We start from the raw sequence: 21,501 nt of genomic DNA on the forward strand, positions 1-21,501 counted from the left end.
CGCGGGCTCAGCCGAGCAGCACCGCGTCCATCAGCGCCGTGACGCGCGCGAGTTGCGCTGGGCGGGAATCGAATCGGATCAGCCTGCCCACGTCGATCACCTGGCCGATGGCGGCGTGCACCCGGAAACGCGCCTCCACCGAGTCCCCGTCGAGCAGGTTGGCCCACTCCAGGACGTTCTGCCGCTGGATGGCACGCAGTTTGTGCTGCTCGGTCTGCGGCAGGTTGCTGAACTCGGCGTAGTAGACCGGCATGATCTCGGGCATGGCGAAGGTGAGCTTGGCGTAGCGGTGGGCCAGGCGCCGAGCCGCGTCCTCCCGGCTGGTCGCCTCGGCCAGCGCCTCGGTGATCGCGATGGCCAGCCGGTCGCCGGTGCGGTAGAAAGCCGCGGCGAGCAAGTCGGCCTTGCTCGCGAAGTACCGGTACACGCTGGAGGCGTTGATGCCGACGGCGGCGCCGACCTCCTCGATGCTCGCCTCGTGGTAGCCCTGCCTGCCGAAGATCCGGATCGCCTCGGTGAGCAGCTGTTCCCGCTTCGAGGTCACCGGGATGCCGCGCATCGGCTGGCCAGGATCCGGTTCGGGTGGCGCGGCGGGCAGCTCGGTGCGCAGCACGGCCCACGCCATCTCGTGCAGCAGGGGAAGCAGTCTGGCACTCGACAGCGCGGTGCGGTGCGCCGCGATGCTCGCGATCGTGCTGAGCACGCCCGCGGCCAGCATCGCCACGTCAGCAGGGGGCGCGGCGGGCCGCAGCAGCGCGATCGGCGCCGCGAGCGTGTTGTTCAGGTCGTCGTAGATCTTCTTGATCCGAACGCGGTCGTCGCGTTCGAGATAGCGCCGTTCCCAGCGGTAGAGCCCGGCTTCGCGGCGGATTTCGATAGTGTGCTCGCTGATCGCGCGGATCAGCGCGTCCAATCGCTGTGCCGGGTCGAGTCGTGTGTCGTCGGCGGTCTCCGCGACGGTCAGCAGATGCCGTGCGCCCTCCTCGGCGGCCGCCACCAACAGCGCGTACTTGTTCGTGAAATGCCGATACAGCGCGGGACCGGAGATCCCGACTTCCGCGGCGATCTCGTCCACGCCGACCGGGTAGTACCCGCGTTCGCTGAACGCTCGCGCGGCCGCCCGGATGATCTGGACCTTGCGGTCCTTCGGACGGCGCCGTACCTGCGGTGCGCCCTCCGTCCGCGCCCTGCTTCCAGGGTCCGGCCGCGCGGGAGCGAGGCCGACCTCGCTGCGATCCGCGACCATGCACCTCTCCGTTCTCCGGCGGCGCTGGTTGACAGCGCCCGACAATGGAACCTAAGTTAACCACAATTCGCAAAGTTAACCAGTATTCATGGCCCGGCGTCCACCGAATTCCAGCGTAGGAGCGAACATGAGTAACACCGATTCCGTGGATGCCGCCGACACGCCAGCGGCCGCCACCGGATTCACGGCGGTCAAGGAGGGCAAGGCGCTCCGGGTCACGATCACCAAGCCGAAGCGCAAGAACGCCATCGACTACGACACGATGGTGGCGCTCGGGGACACCTTCCGCGCGGTAGCCGAGGACCGCGCGGTGCGAGTCATCGTCCTGACCGGCGAGGGCGGCGATTTCTGCACCGGCGCGGATCTGTCCGCGAGCGCGGACGAGGCGCGGCGCGGCATCACCTCGGACATGGTGATGGACGCGGCGAATCGGCTGGTGCGCGCGATCGTCGACGCGCCGGTCCCGGTGATCGCACGCATCCGGGGCGCCGCGGCGGGCGTCGGCGTGGGCATCGCACTGGCCGCCGACCTGGTCTTCGCCAGCGAGGACGCCTACCTGCTGCTGGCCTTCATCAACATCGGCCTGATGCCGGACGGCGGTGCGGCCGCGCTCGTCGCCGCGGCAGCGGGCCGCCCGCTTGCCGCCCGGATGGCGCTGCTCGGCGAGCGGCTGCCCGCCCCAGAAGCCAGGGCGGCCGGGTTGTTCACGGCGGTCGTCCCCGACGACGAACTCGACGACTCGGTCCAAGCCGCTATCGCGAAGATCGCCGCGGGCCCCCGCCGCGCGCTGGAACTCACCAAGCAAGCGCTGAACCAGGCCACGCTGACCTCACTGGACGCGGCGCTGGCCGCCGAAAAGGCCGGGCAGACCGAGCTGTTGCGCTCCTCTGATTTCGCCGAGGGTGCCACGGCCATGCTCACCAAACGCAAGCCCGTCTTCGCCGACTGATCGGCCCGCCGTAACAGGCCGACCGACAGGCGACTATGTTCATCGGCTATGACTTACCTGGTTACCGGGGCAACTGGGTTCATCGGTCGGTTCCTCATCCCCGAGCTCCTGAAACGCGAGGGTGACATCCATGTACTGGTCCGGCCGGGTCATGCCTCGGCCGACCGGTTCGCCTGCTGCGCGCAGGAATGGGCGGGCGGCGACCGCGTCCGCCTGGTGCGCGGCGATCTCGGCGCCCCCGGGCTCGGCATCGACCCGGTCTGGCTGGACCGGCATCGCGGCACCATAGAGCACGTCTTCCATCTGGCAGCCAGTTACGACCTGACCGACCGCGGCGGCGGAACCAGACATCTGGTCGACGTTGCCGAGGAGCTGAATGTCGATCTGCTGCACCATGTCTCGACGGTTGCGGTGTCCGGGTCCAGCGAAGGCTTGTTCACCGAGGACATGTTCGACCGTGGGCAGTCGCTGGCCACGCCGATGCAGCGGGCCAAGTTCGAGGCCGAGCGGATCGTGCGGGAATCCTCGCTGCGCTGGCGCATCTATCGTCCGTCGATCGTGATCGGGCATTCCAGGACCGGTGAGATCGATCGCATCGACGGGCCGTACTACTTCTTCCGTCTGTTGCGGATGGGCGCGCAACTGCCCAGGCTCCTGCCGGTGCTGGTGCCCAAGCTCGGTGAGACCAACATGGTCCCGGTCGACTTCGTCGCGCGTGCCCTGGACCACATCGCGCACCAGCCCGGCTCGGACAAGATCACCTACCACCTGATCGATCCGCGCAGGCAGAGCGTGGTCGAGGCATTGAACCTGTTCGCCGACGAGGCGGGTGCGCCGCACCTGGTCGAGGTCATGCCCAAACGCAGCCTCGACATGATGCTGCGCGTCCCGGGCGCCAACTGGCTGCTGCCCCGCGTCGGCGTCCCACTGGACGTGCTGGAGCACAGCGAATTCACCTGCTGGTTCGACTGCCGCCACACCAGCGCGGCGCTGGCAGGCACCGATATCAAGGTTCCGCCTCTGGACGCCTACGCACCGCTGATCTGGAAGTACTGGATCGAGAACTGGGTCTGATGCCGGGACCGATCCACCAGCGGTCGTGCGAGAGACCGGGCTGGAGCCACGCGTGCAGCGCACCGAGGGAATCACGGAAAGCCGACCGCCTGGTTGCCCGAGGTCGGGCAACCAGGCGGTCGGCGCAGTTCGCGGATCGGATCAGCGGCTCAGAGGCCGAGACCCTTCGCGAGCACCGGCCAGGAGCGCTGGAACTCGTCGCGCCAGTAACCCCACGAGTGGGTGCCCGAGTTACGGAAGTTGTAGGTGGCCGGGATACCCAACTGGTCCAGCTTGGTCCGCAGGTTGTGCGTGCAGTAGTTGGTGCCCGACTCGATCACGCCGCCGATGATGATCTGGTTGGCCAGGCCGTACGGCCCGGGGAGGGCGTACTGACCGTTGAGCGTGTCGTGCTGGCCGGGCAGGCCGTTGCCGGTAGAGATGTACAGATCGAGCCCGCGCAGTCCCTCGGCGTGCACGTACGGGTCGTTGGCCACCCACTCCGGCCCGCCCTCGGGACCCCACATGTTGTTGGTGTCGCCGCCGCCCCAGGTCTCCACGGTCAGCTTCACGAATTCCGCGCCGACCGGGTCACTGGTCTGCGCGCAGCCGCTGTAGGCCGCGGCGGCCTTGAACAGGCCCGGCTTGGCGATCGGCAGCGCGAGCACCGTGGTGCCCGAGGTGGACAGACCCGCGATGGCGTTGACGCCATTGGTGCCGAGCGCGCCATCGATGAGCGGGGGCAACTCCTCGGTGAAGAAGGTCTTCCACTTGTTGCGGCCCAGCACCGGATCGTCCTTGATCCAGTCGGTGTAGTAGCTCCACTTGCCGCCGATCGGCTGGATCACATTGACGTTCTTGTCCGACATGAACTCCAGCGCGTCGGTCCTGGCCTGCCACGAAGCGTCGTCCTCACCGCCACCGGCGCCGTTGAGCAGGTACAGCGTGGGGCGCGGCACGGAGGCGTCGGCCGGGCGCTGGACGTCGATGATGATCTTCTCGTCCATCGCCGCCGAGTACACGTAGAGCCGGATGCTGCGCGCGTCCTTGTATTCGGCCTTGGTGATACGCGAACCGTCCGGGGCGACCGGGTTGCCCAGCAGGGTCTTGGAATCGATGATCGGGTCAGCTGACGCACTGGACGCGCCGAGACCGGTCATCACTCCCGCGAGCACTGCCGTTGCCGCGATCGCGGCCGCGGCACGCAGGCCGCCGCGCCGGGTCTGTCGACGTATCAATTTCGCACCTTCGCTTCGTCTCGAGATTCGCTCTGCATTCCCCCTGCATCGGGGTGGATGCCCTGGACACCACGCCCGACCATACGGCCTATGTAGTCGTGACGACAGGGGACATTGTTACCGCACCGTTGCCCATCATGCCCGAACCGATTCGATTCGATCACGACCGCCCCAGCTTCCGTGTGGTTTCCCACCCGCGGGGATCGAGCAGTTGGGACAACCGGGGACCGATCTGCGCCAGAGCTTCCGGCGAAGTCATCTGGTCGTGCGCGACGCCCGCGGGATGATCGTCGACCAGGCCGCGGACGTACGGTTGCCAGCCGGCCGCTGCGGTGTCGTGTCCGGTCGCGCTGAAGTACTCCAGACGACCGCGGAAGACCTGCGGCCGGTGCTCGGCGATCAGCTCTGCCGAGCGCACCGCGCTGCGGTAGATCCGGCGCACCCGCTCGGGTGTGAGCACCGCCATGTCCGGCGGGATCGTGGCGTGCAGCGCGGCGAGCGCGTCCTCGCTCAGATCGTGGATGTCGCCCTCGCCGGGCAGCAGCGCGTCCGCGCCGATGCCGAGTTCGGCCAGCGCCTCGCGAATCGCCGCCCGGAAATCGGTGACGTCGATATCCGGGTGACTGTCCAGCATGGCCAGCAATCCGATCTCCTCGCCTGCGGCCTGCAGCAGGGTCGCCACCGCGTGCGCCAGCACGCCGCCGAGCGACCAGCCCAGCAGCCGGTAGGGCCCGTGCGGCTGCACCGCGCGAATCTCGGCCACGTAGCGGTGCGCCATCTCGGTCAGCGACTCCGGCAGGTAGCCGTCTTCGGTCAGCGCGGGCGACTGCAGCCCGAAGATCGGCGTGCCTGCGGGCAGGTAGCGCGCCAGGCCCGCATAGCACCAGGACAGTCCGTACATCGGGTGCAAACAGAACAGCGGCTGGGCCGCGGCCATGTCGTGCGGCACCATCGTCCGGATCGGCAGCAGCACCCCGAGCGCGGTGTTCGAGTCCAGGTCGTAGTCGTGGTCATCGGAAAGCGCCGCGAGGATGCGGGCGGCCAGCGACGCCGGGGTGGAATCGGTGAAGAACCACTGCACCCGCACCTCGGCACCGGTGCGCGCGCGCAGTCTGCTGACCGCGCGCGTCGCGACCAGCGAGTTGCCGCCCAGGTCGAAGAAGTCGTCGTCCATGCCGACGCGGTGTCCGTCGCCGAGGTCGAGCACCTCGCCGAACACGTCGAGCACGGTGCGCTCCAGCGGTGCGCTCGGCGCGCGATACGGGCGCGCCGTCAATTGCGGCACGGGCAACGCCTTGCGATCGAGTTTGCCGCTGGCATTCAGCGGCAGTTCCGGGAGCACCACCACGGCCGAGGGCACCATGTAGGACGGCAGCGCGCCGCGCGCGTGCAGCAGCAGCGCGGCCTCGTCGATGGTCTGCCCCGGCACGGTGACCACGTAGGCGACCAGGCGATCACCGATCGCACCGCGCACCAGCGACACCGCCGCGTGCCGCACGTGGGGGTGACCCACCAGCACGGTCTCGATCTCGCCCGGCTCCACGCGCTGGCCGCGCAACTTGACCTGGAAATCGCTGCGGCCCAGGTATTCCAACGCTCCATCGCGCCAGCGCACGATGTCGCCGGTGCGATAGAGCCGGGCGCCGCCCACGTGAGCGACGAAACGCTCGGCGGTGAGAGCAGGAGCGCCGAGATAGCCGCGAGCCAACTGCACGCCCTCGACATATAGCTCGCCCGCCGCGCCCGGCGGCACCGGTCGCAGGTGCCGGTCGAGCACATACACCCGCGTGTTGGCCACCGGGACGCCGATCGGGATGGCCACCGCGGCGGTGTCGCGCACCGGATGGTCGGTGACCACGGTGGCTTCGGCAGGGCCGTACCAGTTGATCAGGGCCGCACCGGGCGCGCTGGCGGCGAAGGTGGCCGCGGTCTCCCCGGACAACGCCTCGCCGGCGGCGAAAACCCGCCGCAGCGATGGATGCTCCGCGGCCGGGTTGGCCACCGGGTCGAGGAACGCCTCCAGCATCGAGGGCACGAAATGCACGGTGGTGACGGCGTTCTCGGTGATGATCCGGGTCAGGTGGGCCGGGTCGCGGTGGCCGTCGGGCGCCGCGATGACGATCGCGGCCCCGGTCTGCAAGGGCCAGAACAACTCCCAGGTGGAGATGTCGAAGGTGATCGGCGTCTTGTGCAGCACCACGTCGTCGCCGTCGTGCGGGTAGGCCAGCTGGGCCCACCGGAACTGGTTGACCATCTGCCGGTGCGTGATCATCACGCCCTTCGGCCGACCGGTGGAGCCCGAGGTGTAGATGACGTAGGCGAGGGTGTCCGGGTGGACATAGTCCTGCGGCCACGGCCCCTGATACTCGGGCAGATACAGCGTGTCGACGGCGACCACCGGGATGCCGGTCGCGGTGTCGAAACCGTCGCCGGCGGTGGTCAGCACGCAGATCGGAGCGGCGCTGTCGAGCACGTACTCGCTGCGCTCGGCCGGATGGTCCGGATCGATCGGCAGGTAGCCTGCACCGGCCCGCAGCACCGCGTAGATCGCGACGACCAGGTCGATGCCGCGCCGCATGGCCACAGCGACCAGCGTCTCCGGCCCCACGCCCCAGCGCATCAGCTCGATGGCCAATGACCGTGCGCGCGAGTCGAGTTCGGCGTAGCCGAGGGTGATGTCGCCGTAGCGTACCGCGGGCGCGTACGGCGTGCGCGCCACCTGTGCGTCGAACAGCGACAGCAGCGTCGCGTCGTCGAGCAGTTCCGGTGCGTCGGTGGCGTTGCGCGCGGCCAGCTCGGCGCGCTCGGCGTCCAACAGCACGTCGATCTCGCCGACCCGCGCCTGCGGCGTGGTCACGAAGTGGCCGATCAGCGCCGAGAGCCGCTGGGCCAGTGCCTGTGCCGCCGATTCGTCGAACAGGTCGCGCAGGTACTTCACCGCGACATGCAGCTGGCTGTCCAGCACCACCACCACGGTGAGCGGGTAGTGCGTGCCGTTGACCGCGCCGACCCCCGTGACGTTCATGCCGTCGATCGCGCTGGCCTGGTCCAGTCCCTCCCGGTCGACGGGGAAGGACTCGAACACGACGAGCGAGTCGAACAACCCTTCCACGCCGATCGCGTCCTGAATATCGCTCAGACCCAAGTAGTGGTGGTCCAGCAGCGCGGCTTGCTCGGCCTGCAACTGGCGCAGCAATCCGCCGAGGGTCAGGGTCGCGCCTAGTCGCACCCGCACCGGAATCGCGTTGAGGAACAGCCCGACCATCGCCTCGACGCCGTCCAGCTGTGGCGGACGCCCGGACACGGTGGCGCCGAAGACCACGTCGTCACGATCGACGCTGCGGCCGATCAGCAGACCCCACGCCGCCTGCACCACGGTGTTCACCGTGACGCCGAGACCCGACGCGAGCCGGGTCAGCGCGGTGGTGTCGGCCTGGGACAGCTCGAAACCGACCTCGCCGAGGCCGGCGGAGATCTCGCGGCCAGGGTCGACCGGCGCCAGCGGCGTCGGCTCGGTGATACCGGCCAAAGCGGTGCGCCACGCCGCGCGCGCCGCCTCCGCGTCCTGCGCGACCAGCCAGGACAGGTAGTCGCGGTAGGACGGCACCTTGGGTAGCTTCCGGGCGTTACCGCCCAGCGCGTACAGCGTCAGCAGGTCCTTCATCAGCAGCGGCATGGACCAGCCATCGATCAGGATGTGGTGGCTGGTCACCAGCAGGTGGTAAGCGCCTGCGGCGGAACGGATCAGCGCGAATCGCAGCAACGGTGCGGTCCGCATGTCGAAGTGGTCGGCCAGATCGGCCGCTTTGATCCGTTCCAGCTCGGCTTCGGCCTCGGCCGGTTCCAGCTGCCGCAGATCGATCAGCCGCCACGGCACTTCCAGCGAATCCTGCACGATCTGCACGGGATTGCCTTCGCCGTCGGCGGCGAAAGCGACGCGCAGGTTGTCGTGCCGATCCAGCACGTCCTGCGCGGCGGCGTGCATCCGGCGGGCGTCCACGGCACCGTTGAGATCGAGCACGAACTGGGTGGTGTAGACGTCCACCGAGGACTCGGCGAGCAGGGCGTGGAACAGCATGCCCGATTGCAGCGGGGTGACCGGCCAGGCGTCCGACAGGTCCGGGTAGGCGCGGGCGAACCGGTCGATGTCGGGCTGCCTCAGCCGCACCAGCGAGAAATCCGAGGGTGTGAAGCCGCCCGCGTCCGGGCGCAGTCCGTGTTCGGCCAGGCCGCCGAGCGCGCGAATCCAATGCTCGGCAAAGATTTTCGCGTCCTCGCTGCGGAACGCGCCCGCGGCGAAATCGAACCGGGCCAGCAGGCCGTCGTCGGTGGCGTCGATGGTCAGCACGAGCAGCAGGTCGTCGGACGGAAGGTCGGTGTGCACCCGGGCCGGACGCAGATCCCGGTAGCGCAGCCCGAACCGGCCGCGGCCGAGCCCGCGCAGTTCGGCGGCGGTCTCGGCGTTGAGGTAGCGCAGCAGGCCGTAGCCGACACCGCGCGAGGGCACCGACCGGCGCAGCTCCTTGATCTGCGCGATCGCCGCGCCCGCGGCGGGGCCGCCGAGCAAGGCGTCCTCGATGTCGATCCTGGTCAGCCGCAGCGGAAGCGGATATTCGGAGAGGAAGCCGCCCACGATGCTCTCCGCGTCGGCGCCGGTAGCCGCGCGGCCGTCGGCGGACAGGCGCACGACCGAACCGATCGCGCGCGTCACGGTCTCGCCCGCGGAGGTATGCAGTGCCAGGGCCAGCGCGGTGAGCAGGATGTCGTCCACCCCGGTGTGGTAGGCCTCGGCCGCGGCGGCGACGGCCTCCGCGCCCTCCGCGGTGATCGTGAGCGAAACCCGGCTGCGGGCGCGCAGATCCCGGCCGTCCGCGCCGGCGCATTCCGGCACGGCGCCGAGAGCCCGCCGCCACCAGTCCATTTCGGCGACCGTAGCCGGATCGTGCGCCATGGCCGACAACGCGCGAATGAGCACGCCGAGGCCGGATTCCGGCGCCGCGGGCGCGGCGTGCCTGGCCCGGTTCCAGCTAGCCGTGAGCTGGTCGACGATGACGCGCCAAGAGACGTCGTCGACCACGAAGCTGCTGGCCACCACGATGAGCGTCGAGCGGGCCTCGGGACCGCCGGTGAGCACGAAGTGGATGTTGCGGCCCTGCTCCGGATCCAGCGCCGCCGCGGCCGCCTGCACCACGTCGTCGATCGGCAGCGAGGTCTCGCCGCGCTGCGGGTCCAACCGGCGGAACGCCTCGCCGGTGCGCTCCGCGGCCGGGGGGATACGCAGCATCGGCACGCCATCGGCGTCGTACTCCACCCGCACCCACAGCATCGGGTGCTGGTCGAGCAATGCGGCCACCGCCCCGCGCACCGTCTCGGCAGGGCAGGTCTCCGGAACGTCGAGAGCGATGGCACGCACCTCGACGCCCTCGTCCAGCATCCGCGCCGCGTCCGCGGTGAGCGGCAGCTCGCCCGCCTCGTCACCGGGGCGGCCCTCGACCGCGGCGGCACGGGCCAGCGCGGCGACCGTCCTGCACTCGAAGACATCGCGCGGCGTGAACGTCACGCCGCGGGCGCGTGCGCGGGAGACCACCTGGATGGACACGATGCTGTCGCCGCCGAGCGCGAAGAAGTCGTCGTCCAGACCGACCCGGTCGATGACGAGCACCTCGGCGATCACCTCGGCGATCACCACCTCGGCCTGCGTTATCGGCGCGCGGTAGGCGCGGATGTCCAGGGCGGGTTCCGGTAGCGCCTTGCGGTCCAGCTTGCCGACCGGCGTCAGCGGGATGACGCCGAGCACCATGATCGCCGCGGGAACCATGTACTCCGGCAGCGTCCGCCCGATCCGCGCGGTCAGCGCGTCCGCGTCCACTGTCGCGCCCCTGGCCGGGAGCACGTAGGAGACCAGCATCGTCGCGCCGGAACCGGATTCGCGTCCGAGCGTCACCGCGAAGTCGACTTCGGGCTGGGCCATGAGGGCGGCGTCGATCTCGCCGAGCTCGATGCGGAAACCGCGTACCTTCACCTGGAAGTCGTTGCGGCCCAGGTACTCTACGACCGGCACGCCCTCGGCGCGGCGCCAGCGAACCAGGTCACCGGTGCGGTACAGGCGCTCGCCGGGCGCACCGTACGGGTCGGCGACGAATCGCGCGGCGGTGAGGCCTGCGCGCGCGTGATAACCGCGGGCGAGCTGGATGCCGCCCAGATACAATTCGCCCGCGACGCCCTCCGGCACCGGACGCAGCCTGTTGTCGAGCACCAGTGACCGCGTACCGCGGATCGGACCGCCGATGGTGACCGGCTCGCCGGGCCGCAGCGGGTCGCTGATATTGGTCATGATGGTGGTCTCGGTGGGCCCGTAGCCGTTGTGGAACGCGCGCTCCGGTGCGCCCATCCACTTGGCGGCCAGGTCGGCGGGCACCGCTTCACCACCCGCCACGATCGCCCGCATACTCGCCAGCGCGTCCGGATCGAGCGAGGCGAGCACGGACGGGGTGAGGAAGGCGTGCGTGACGCCCTCGGCTCGAATCAACTCGGCCAGTTCCGCACCGCCGAAGGTCAGCGGCGGCGCCACCACGAGCGCGCCCGCGGAACCCAGCGCGAGCAGCAGTTCCAGCATCGACGCGTCGAACGACGGGGACGCGAACGCCAATGCGCGCGTCGACCGGTCCAGCCGATAGCGCTCCACCTGTTCGGCGCTGAAGTTCGCCAGGCCCGCGTGGGTGACCACGACGCCCTTGGGCACGCCGGTGGAGCCGGAGGTGTAGATGACGTACGCGGCGTTGTGGGCCCGCAGCGGTCCGCGCAGCTCATCGGGCCGCAGCGGCTCATCCGGCCGTACCGCGACGTCGAAGGTGAAATCGTGATCGTCCAGGGCGACCCAGGCGCCACGGGCCATAGCGGGCAGATCGACCAGCTCGGCCGTCAGCGTCACGCCGAGCGCGACCCCGGAATCCGCGACCATGTGCGCGATGCGGTCGGCGGGGTAGGTCGTGTCGATCGGGACGAACGCCGCACCGGTCTTGGCGACCGCCCACAGGGTGAGCACGGATTCGACCGAACGCCGGATCGCGATGGCGACCAGCACGTCCGGGCCCGCGCCCCGATCGATCAGCGCGCGCGCCAATTGCGCGGAGGCGGCGTCCAGTTCGGCGTAGCTGAAGCTACGATCCCCCGCGACCACGGCGACACCGGTCGGGTTCGCGGCGACGGCGGCGGCCATCAGTTCCGGCAGCGTGCTCGGCGGCACCGCGGGCGCGCCGGTACGCGTGATCAGGTCGGCGCGCTCCGAGTCGTCCAGGATCTCCAGATCTCCCACGGCGATGGCCGGGTGCCTGGCGACGGCGGCGAGAACGCGCCGGAACCGGCGGCCGAACTCGACCACGGTCCGCTCGTCGAAAAGGTCGCGGGCATAGGTGAATTCCGCGGCGAGACCGGCCTCGGCGCCCGCCTCGGTGCGCTGCTCGCGGACGGTCAGCAGCAGGTCGAACTTGGCGGTGTCGGCGGCCGGGTCGAGCGCGGTGAAGCTGAGGCCGGGCAGTTCGAAGCTGGTGGCGGCCAAGTTCTCGAACGACAGCGCCACCTGGAACAGCGGATGCCGACTCGCCGAGCGCCGCGGGTCCAGCGCTTCGACCAACCGCTCGAACGGGATGTCGGCGTTGGCGAAGGCCCGCAGGTCGGTTTCTCGGTTGGCGGCCAGCAGCTCGGTGAAGCCGAGACCGGACGCGACCCGGGTGCGCAGCACCAGGGTGTTGACGAACATGCCGATCAAGTCGTCGAGTTCGGCTTCGCCGCGACCCGCGATGGGAGTGCCGATCGCGATGTCCTCGGTACCGGACAAGCGGGATAGGAAGACCGCGAACGCGGTGTGCACGACCATGAACAGCGTGGCGTTGTGCTGTCTGGCCAGCCCGGCCAGCGCGGCGTGCACCGCGGCGTCGACGACGAAATCGGTCTTGCCGCCGGCGAAGGACTGGGCGGGCGGCCGCGGGCGGTCCGCAGGCAGGTTCAGCTCGTCGGGCAGGTCGGCGAGTTCGGTTGTCCAGTAGGCCAGTTGCGCGCCCGCGAGCGACTCGGGGTCGTCGTCGGCACCGAGCACGTCGCGCTGCCACAGCGCGTAGTCGGCGTACTGGATGGGCAGCGGCGCCCAAGACGGCGCCTCGCCACCACCGCGCGCCGCGTAGGCCACCATCAGGTCCCTGGTCAGCGGGCCCATCGACCAGCCGTCCGCGCTGATGTGATGCGCGACGAACACCAGCACGTACCCGGTGCCCGCCAGTTGGAACAGCTTGGTGCGGAACGGGACCTCGTCGGTCACGTCGAATCCGGCCGTGACGATCCGTTGCACTTCGCTGGCGACGCGCTCGTCTCCGATCTGCGCGGGGGCCAGATCCACCGGCACGTCGTTCGGCGCGAGCACGTGCTGCACCGGACCGTCCGGAGTCTGCGGGTAGATCGTGCGCAGGCTCTCGTGGCGCGCGACGATATCGGCGACCGCCTGCTGCAACGCGACGACGTCGAGATCGCCGGACAGGCGGATCGCGGCCGGAATGTTGTAGACCGAGGCCGAGGTGTCGAACTGGTTGAGGAACCACATGCGCTGCTGCGCGAACGACAGCGGGATGCGGTCGGGACGCGGTCCGGCGACCAGCGGTGTGCGCTTGCGCTCCCCAGCGGCCCGTTCCACCTTGATCGCCAGTCCAGCGACAGTGGATGCCTCGAACAGCACCCGTACCGGCACACGCGCATCCAAAGCCACGCCGATCCGAGCCGCGACCTGCGTCGCCAGCAGCGAGTTACCACCCAGAGCGAAGAAATCATCGTCCGCGCCCACACGCTCGACACCGAGTACCTCGGCATACACCGAAGCAACGATCTCCTCGATCGGTGTCGAGGGCGCACGGAACACCTGGACCTCGAACTCCGGCTCCGGCAACGCCCTACGGTCGAGCTTGCCGTTGACGTTCAACGGCAACGCATCCAGCACCACGAACGCCGACGGCACCATGTACGACGGCAGGCCCGCGGACAGCGCGGACTTCACCGACGCCACATCCACGCCACTTTCGCCATGGACCAGATACGCCACCAAACGATCGCCGGTCTTCGGATCCGACTTCGCGATCACCGCCGTCTGCGCGACCTCCGGCAACGCCAACAGCGCCGCCTCGATCTCACCCAACTCGATACGGAAACCACGAATCTTCACCTGGAAATCCGTACGACCCCGATACTCCAGCACACCAGCACTGTTCCAAGCGACCAAGTCACCCGTGCGATACATCCGCGCACCCGGCTCGAACGGACTCGCCACGAACCGATCCGCCGTCAAATCCGCACGACCGAAATAACCACGCGCCAACTGCGCACCAGCCAAATACAACTCACCGGAAACACCCACCGGCACTGGACACAAACGCGAATCGAGCACGAAGACCCGGCTGTTCCACTCCGGCACACCAATCGGCACCGAAACCGTATCCGCAGACGTCACCCGATGACTGGTGACCGACACCGCCGCCTCAGTGGGGCCGTACAGGTTGAAAAGCTCAGTGCCGGGATACTCCCGCAGGAACCGCTGCGCCACCGCACCCGGCAACGTCTCACCGATCGCCAGCACCCGTCGCGGCGACCATCCCGCCGAGTCGTCGCCTGCGGACCCCCGGTGCACCAGCAGTGCATCGAGCATCGACGGCACCACATGCAATGTCGTGATCGACTCTCGCACGATCAGCTCATTGAGGTATGCCGGGTCCCGATGACCATCCGGTGACGCGATGACCAGCCGCCCACCGCACACTGCGGCCGACCAGAACTCCCACACCGACAAATCGAACGTCGCCGCCGTCTTCAGCAGCACCGAGTCGTCGGGTGCCAGGTCGAATGCGGTGATCTTCCAGAGCAATTGGTTCACGACGGCGGCGTGCGGCACGGCGACGCCCTTCGGGCGGCCGGTCGAACCCGATGTGAAGATGACATATGCCGTGTTCTCGGGCCGCAGCGGTGCGATCCGGTCGCGGTCGGCGATCGGCCCGCTCGCCACCGTGCCCAGCTCGAGGTCGTCCAGCCGCACCACCGGTGCGACCTCGGTATCGAACTCCGCCTCAGCGTTGGTCAGCACGCACACCGGCGCGGCGGCGGTGAGGATGTAATCGGTCCGATCCACGGCTTGGCCGGGATCGACCGGCACGTACGCGCCACCGGCTTCCGACACCGCGTACATCGCCACGACCAGGTCCATCGATCGGCGGAACGCCAGAGCGACCCGGGATTCGGGGCCGACGCCCACCGAGATCAGGTAGCGGGCTAGGCGGCTCACCCGGGCGGCCAGCTCGGCGTAGCTCAGCTCCGCGCGTTCGCCCCCGGACAGGTCCGCGACCAGCGCGACTGCTCCCGGCGCCGCGGCGACCGAGCGCCGCAGCAGCGACCCCAGAGTCGCGGCCGGGTCCACCGGGTACGTCGTGTCGTTCCATACCGCGAGCACGTCGGTGCGCTCGATGTCGGCGAGGATGTCGATATCCCCGACCGGGACCGTGGCGTCGGCGACCACGGCGGACAGCACTCGGGCTAGTCGGTCGGCGAATCCCTGTACCGTTCTCGCGTCGAAAAGGTCCGTCGCGTACGTGAAGAAGCCACCGATCCCAGCGGGCGCCCCCGATTCGTCATACGCATCGCCAACGATCAAATGCAGATCGAACTGCGACACAGCCACATCGGCATCGACACCGGCCACCGTCAAACCGGGCAGCTCCAGCGCGGTACGCGCAATGTTCTGAAACGACAACCCCACCTGGAACAACGGATGACGCGCCGTCGACCGGGGCGGATGCAACACCTCCACCAACCGCTCGAACGGCACATCCGCGTGCGCGAACGCCTGCAGATCGATATCCCGCTGCCGCGCAAGCACATCCGCGAACGATTCGCCGCCGTCCATGCGCGATCGGAACACCACCGTATTGACGAACATGCCGATCAGATCGTCGAGCTCGCGCTCACCGCGCCCGGCGACAGGCGTACCGACAGCGATGTCATCCGAACCCGACAACCGGGCCAGCAGCACCGCGAACGCCGTGTGCACCACCATGAACAACGTGGCGCCGTGCGCACGGGCGAGTTCGACCAATCCGGCATGCGTCACCGCATCGATGTCGACATCCACCCGCGCACCAGCCATCGACGCCACGGCTGGACGGGGGCGATCAGCAGGCAACTCCAGCATGTCGGGCAGATCGGCCAGCTGCTCACGCCAGAACGCGATCTGCTGGGCGGCGATCGACTCCGGATCGGATTCCGCACCGAGCACAGCCTGCTGCCACAACGCGTAATCCGCGTACTGCACCCGCAACGGCAACCATCCCGGCGCCTCGCCCGAGATATGTGCCGAATAGGCGGTCATCACGTCCCGCACCAACGGACGCATGGACGACGCATCCGCCGCGATGTGATGCACAACCACAGCGAGCACGTATTCGGGCGGCGATCCGCTCGGCGTATCGGCGATTTCCAGCAGCCGCACCCGCACCGGCACTTCGGCGGTCACATCGAAGGGCGTGGCCGCGAGCGCTCGCACCTCGCCCGCGACCTCGCCCGCACCGATCGGATGCGCCGCCACGTCCAGCGTCGCCTGTCCGGCCGCCAGCAACACCTGGACCGGACCATCCGTGGTCTCCGGGTACACGGTACGCAGCACTTCATGCCGCGCGACGACATCATGCAACGCCGCGCCCAGCGCCACCACATCCAGAGCACCGGTCAACCGCAACGCGAACGGCAAGTTGTATGCGGCCGAACCGATCCGGTCCCCCGCGCCATCGGACTGATCGAAGCGATTCAGGAACCACATGCGCCGCTGCGCCAACGACAACGGCAAGCGCTCCGGACGCACGACACTGCCCAGCTCCACGCCGCGCTCACCGTGTGCCCGCGACTCGATCGCCGCCGCCATCGCCGCGACCGTTGGCGTCTCGAACAACGCCCGCACCGGCACCTTGGCGCCCACCGCCGCACCCAACCGGGCCACGACCTGGGTGGCGATCAGCGAATTGCCGCCGAGCGCGAAGAAATCGTCATCCGCGCCCACGCGCCCCGACCCCAGCACCTCACCGAATACTCCCGCCACGATCTCCTCGACCGGCGTGGCGGGCGCACGGAATTCGCGCGCGGTGAAGGTCGGCTCGGGCAGCGCCTTGCGGTCCAACTTGCCGCTGGGATTCAGCGGAAACTCGTCCAACGCCACAATCGCGGCCGGAATCATATAGGCGGGCAGCATTTCACCGACCGCCGCGAGCAATTCGGCCTGCTCGATCGATTCTCCCGGCGCGGGAACCACGTAGGCCACCAGCTGGTCGCCCAGCGACGAAGGCGCGACCACAGCCACCGCCTGGCTCACCGACGGCTGCGCCAGCAATGCCGTATCGATCTCCCCCAGCTCGATGCGCTGACCACGGAACTTCACTTGGAAATCGGTCCGGCCGAGGTAGTCGAGCCGGTGCGGCAAGTCCTCGGTCGGTGCGAGCCAGACCACCAGGTCACCGGTTCGGTACATCCGCTCACCGAAGCCGAACGGGTTGGCCACGAACCGATCCGCGGTGAGATCGGGACGACGCACATAGCCGCGGGCCAGCTGATCACCGGCCAGGTACAGCTCGCCCGGCACACCGGCAGGCACCGGCCGCAGGTGCGAATCCAGCACGTACACCCGGGTATTCCACTGCGGCACACCGATCGGGACGGACCGCGTGTCGACGGCCGTCGCGGGCCAGTAGGTCACCGACACCGCCGCCTCGGTCGGACCGTACAGGTTGTGCACCGCCGCCTCCGACACCACCCGCACCGCGGCAACGCTTTCCGGCGGCAGCGCCTCGCCGATCACGAAGATGTCCCGCAAGCTGGGGCACGAACCGGGCGCCGTGTGCGTGGCGAACACCGTCAGCATGGAGGGCACGAAGTCGGTGACCGTCACGCCCTGTGCGGCAATGGTTTCCGCGATGTAGCCCGGATCGCGATGTCCGTCGTGGGTCGCGACGACCAGCTTCGCACCCACGCGCAGCGGCATGAAGTAGCCCCACAGCGAAACGTCGAACGTGGTCGCCGTCTTTTGCAGATACACGTCATCGGGATCGAGCGGATACGCCGCGAGCATCCAGCTGATCTGGTTCTGAATCGCGTGGTGGGAAATCGCGACACCCTTGGGGCGGCCGGTCGAGCCCGACGTGAAGATCACGTACGCCGGATGGTGCGGCGATACCGGACGCACCAATTCCTCGGCGCGCACGGGCGTATCGTCGAACCGATCCGGATTCACGGCGTCCAGCAGCAGGACCGCAGTGCCTTCCGGCACGTCGACCACGTCGGCTGAGGTGGTGAGCACGCAGACCGGCTGGGCGGTCTGGAGAATGTGCGCGATGCGTTCGGCCGGATGATCCGGATCCAACGGCACAAACGCCCCGCCCGCCGTCACGATCGCATACATCCCCACCACGAGATCCAGCGACCGCCGTACCGCCAAGCCCACCAGCGACTCCGCACCCACACCCTGCGAAATCAACAACCGCGCCAGACGATTCACCCGCGCGTCGAACTCACGATAGGTCAGCTCGGCGCCCTCGTAGACCACCGCGACCTCGTTCGCATACGCGTCCACCATGCGCCGATAGCCGTCCAGCAATAATTCTTCCGGCACCGGATACCGCGTGCTGTTCCACTCGAGCAGCATGCGCTCGCGCTCGGCGGGCGCCAGCAGATCGATCGCACCGATCGCCTGATCGGGGTCCGCGGCGACAGCGGCGAGCAATTGCTCCAGCCGCCAAGCGAACTCGGCAATCGTCGCCTCGTCGAACAGGTCGGTGGCATAGGTGAACATCGCCGTGAAACCCGCTGCGCCACCGTCCCCGCCGGGCACCACCGTCAATTGCAGATCGAACTTCGCGACCGCACCGCCGAACTCCACCGTCCGCGCGGACAAGCCCGGCAGATCGACCTCGGGTTTGTTCATGTTCTGGAAGAACAGCGCCACCTGGAACAGCGGGTGGTGCGCCTGCGATCGCACCGGGTCGAGCACCTCGACCAATCGCTCGAACGGCAGCTCGGCATGCGAGAACGCGGCCAGATCCGTCTCTTTCGCCTGGGCGAGCAGCGTGCGGAACGACGCGCCGAGGTCGATCCGGGTGCGCAGCACCAGCGTGTTGACGAACATGCCGATCAGCCCGTCGAGTTCCCGCTCGCCACGACCGGCGACGGGCGTGCCGATGGTGATGTCGTCGGTGCCGGTGAGGCGAGCGAGCAGCACCGCGAACGCGCTGTGCAACACCATGAACTCCGAGGCGCCTGCACCGTGCGCCAGTTCGGCGAGTCCATGGTGCACCGCGGCGTCCACCGCGAAGGTGTACTCCGCGCCCTGTCCGGACGCGACGGGCGGGCGCGGCCGGTCCGAGGGCAGGTCGATCCGGTCCGGAATGCCCGCCAGGGCACGACGCCAGTACGCGATCTGCGCCGCCGCGACCGAATCCGGGTCGCTCTCGTCGCCGAGCACGGCGCGCTGCCAGAGCGTGTAGTCCGCGTACTGCACCGGCAGCGGAGCCCACGCCGGCTTCGCCGCGTTGCGCCGGGAAAGGAACGCGCTGAGCAGGTCCCGCAGGAACGGCGCGACCGAGGCGCCGTCGGCGGCGATGTGGTGCACCACCACCATGATCACGTGGTCCTCGGGGCCGAGCTCGGCCAGCGCGATGCGCAGCGGCACCTCGGCCGCGACATCGAACCCGGCCAGCGCTGGTCCGCGCAACCAGTCGAGCAGTTCGTGCTCGGCGATCGGCTTCGGCGCGAGGTCGGGGACGGCTCGGGACGCGGGCACGATCAGCTGATAGCCCGTGCCGTCCACTGCCGGATACATCGTCCGCAACGTCTCATGACGCTCGATCACGTCCGCGACCGCCGCCTGCAACGCCGCCACATCCAACGCACCCGACAGCCGCACCGCGAATGGAATATTGTTCGCCGCCGAACCAGTATCGAACTGATTCAAAAACCACATCCGCTGCTGCGCGAGCGACAACGGCACCCGTTCCGGACGCTCCACCGCCACCAACGCCTGCCGGTCCCCCGCGCCCTTCAGCGGCTCCAACCGTGCGGCGAGCCCGGCGACGGTGGGGCTCTCGAAGACCAGCCGGGCGGGCACCCGCGCGACGATGGCCGCCCCCATACGGGCCGCGACCTGCGTCGCGATCAGTGAATTGCCGCCCAGCTCGAAGAAGTCGTCGTCCGCGCCGACCGGCGCACCCGGGCCGAGCAGTTCGGCGAACACCTCGGCGACCAGCTCTTCCAGCGGGCCGACCGGTGCGCGGAACACCTTGGTCTGCAAGCGCGGTACCGGCAGCGCCCCGCGGTCCAGCTTGCCCACCGGGGTCAGCGGGATCTTCTCCAGCACCATGACCACCGTCGGCACCATGTGCGCGGGCAGGCTTCGCTCGGCGAAGGCGGCCAGTTCGGCGGCGTCCGCGACCATCCCGGACGCGGCGTGCACGTAGGAGACGAGAATCGTGGTGCCGCTGTCCAGATCGTGCCCGACGGTGACGGCGAAGTCGACGCTCTCGTGCGCGGCCAGCACCGCATCGATCTCACCCAGCTCGATCCGGAAGCCACGGATCTTCACCTGGAAGTCATTGCGACCCAGATATTCCAACTCGCCGTTCGGCGACCAGCGCACCAGATCACCGGTGCGGTAGAGCCGTGAGCCGTTCGCGTCGAACGGGTTCGCCACGAACCGGGACGCGGTCAGCTCGCGCCGTTCATGGTAGCCGCGGGCCAGCTGGGCGCCGGTGATGTACAGCTCGCCGACCACGCCGCTCGGCACGGGGGCCAAGCGTTCGTCCAGCACATACTCGGTGACGGCCCGGATCGGCGCACCAATGGTCACCGGCTGCTCCGGCACCAGCGGCGCGCTGATATTTGTCATGATCGTGGTCTCGGTCGGCCCGTACCCGTTGCAGAACTCGCGGGTCCGCCCGCCGGAGACCGGTAGCACCCAGCGGCGCACCAGGTCCGGTGGGCACGCCTCGCCACCGGCGACCACCACGCGCAACTCGTCGAGGCCCGCCGGGTCCACCGAGGCGAGCGCGGCGGGCGTGACGAAGGCGTGGGTGACGCCCTCCCTGCGCACCAGGGACGCGAACTCCTCGCCGCCGAACACGGTGGGCGAAGCGACCACCATCGTGGCCGCACCACCGAGCGCGAGAAGCAGTTCCAGCACCGACGCATCGAACGAGGGCGACGCGAAATGCAATGTCCGCGACGCACTCGTCACCCGGTACCGATCGCGCTGCTCGGCACAGAAACTCGCCAGCCCCGCCTGGGTGACGACCACGCCTTTCGGCTTGCCGGTGGATCCGGAGGTGTAGATGACATAGGCCGGATGCTCTGCCCGTAGCGGGCGCACCCGATCGGTGTAGGTCACCGGGTCGGCCGGGAACTCCTCCAGCCGCCGCGCGCACTCGGTGGTGTCGATGGACAGCCACTCGACCCGGTCCGGCAGGTCGGCGCGGACCTCGTCGACGGCCAGCCCGAAGACCGACCCGGAATCGACGATCATGTGCTCGACGCGATCGGCGGGATAGTTCGGATCGACCGGGACGAACCCGGCGCCCGTCTTGGCCACCGCCCACACCGCGACCACGGAGTCGATCGAACGCGGTATCCCGATCGCGACCAAGTCCTCGGGGCCAACGCCGCGATCGATCAGCAGCCGCGCAAGGCGGGTGGACCGCTCGTCCAGCTCGGCGTAGCTCAGTGTGCCCAGCGTGCTGGTGGCGTCGGCGAAGATCAAGGCGGTGCCGCCCGGATTGGCCTCCACCGCGGTGGCCATCAGCTGCGGCAGCGTGGTGACACGGGTGCGGCGGGTCCGGGTCGGACGTACACGGGCCGGGCGGGTCATGCGCGCACCGCTTCCGCAGTCTCGTCACACCGCTGCCCGACCGCCCGAACCATCGAGATGCCTAACCCTGTCTGTTGTCGCCACGCACCCC

The 21,501-nt window shown here is 69.1% G+C and carries 5 protein-coding genes; 2 read left to right on the top strand and 3 right to left on the bottom strand.

What is annotated here, in order from left to right:
• Positions 1–7 precede the first annotated feature (7 nt).
• Complete coding sequence (locus tag OHA40_RS11865) at positions 8–1,246, bottom strand: TetR/AcrR family transcriptional regulator (RefSeq protein ID WP_330233102.1); 1,239 nt, start codon at positions 1,244–1,246, stop codon at positions 8–10.
• A gap of 127 nt (positions 1,247–1,373) precedes the next feature.
• Here OHA40_RS11865 and OHA40_RS11870 point away from each other — a divergent pair, with 127 nt between their 5' ends.
• Together OHA40_RS11870 and OHA40_RS11875 are read left to right on the top strand one after the other, a co-directional pair.
• On the top strand, positions 1,374–2,195 hold the full coding sequence (locus tag OHA40_RS11870; protein WP_330233103.1) for an enoyl-CoA hydratase: 822 nt from the start codon (positions 1,374–1,376) through the stop codon (positions 2,193–2,195).
• A 48-nt stretch (positions 2,196–2,243) separates the two neighbouring features.
• Positions 2,244–3,269 (top strand): SDR family oxidoreductase, encoded by a 1,026-nt coding sequence (locus OHA40_RS11875; protein ID WP_330233104.1) that lies wholly within the window; start codon positions 2,244–2,246, stop codon positions 3,267–3,269.
• Between the two features lie 149 nt (positions 3,270–3,418).
• On the opposite strand, the gene OHA40_RS11880 is transcribed toward OHA40_RS11875, so the two are convergent.
• Both OHA40_RS11880 and OHA40_RS11885 read right to left on the bottom strand, forming a co-directional pair.
• Positions 3,419–4,408: an alpha/beta hydrolase gene (locus tag OHA40_RS11880; protein WP_330234137.1), complete on the bottom strand. Its 990-nt coding sequence runs from the start codon at positions 4,406–4,408 to the stop codon at positions 3,419–3,421.
• Positions 4,409–4,646: 238 nt separating this feature from the next.
• On the bottom strand, positions 4,647–21,329 hold the full coding sequence (locus tag OHA40_RS11885; protein ID WP_442944038.1) for a non-ribosomal peptide synthase/polyketide synthase: 16,683 nt from the start codon (positions 21,327–21,329) through the stop codon (positions 4,647–4,649).
• Positions 21,330–21,501: the final 172 nt, after the last annotated feature.

The sequence above is a fragment of the Nocardia sp. NBC_00508 genome, from assembly GCF_036346875.1.
GTDB lineage: Bacteria > Actinomycetota > Actinomycetes > Mycobacteriales > Mycobacteriaceae > Nocardia.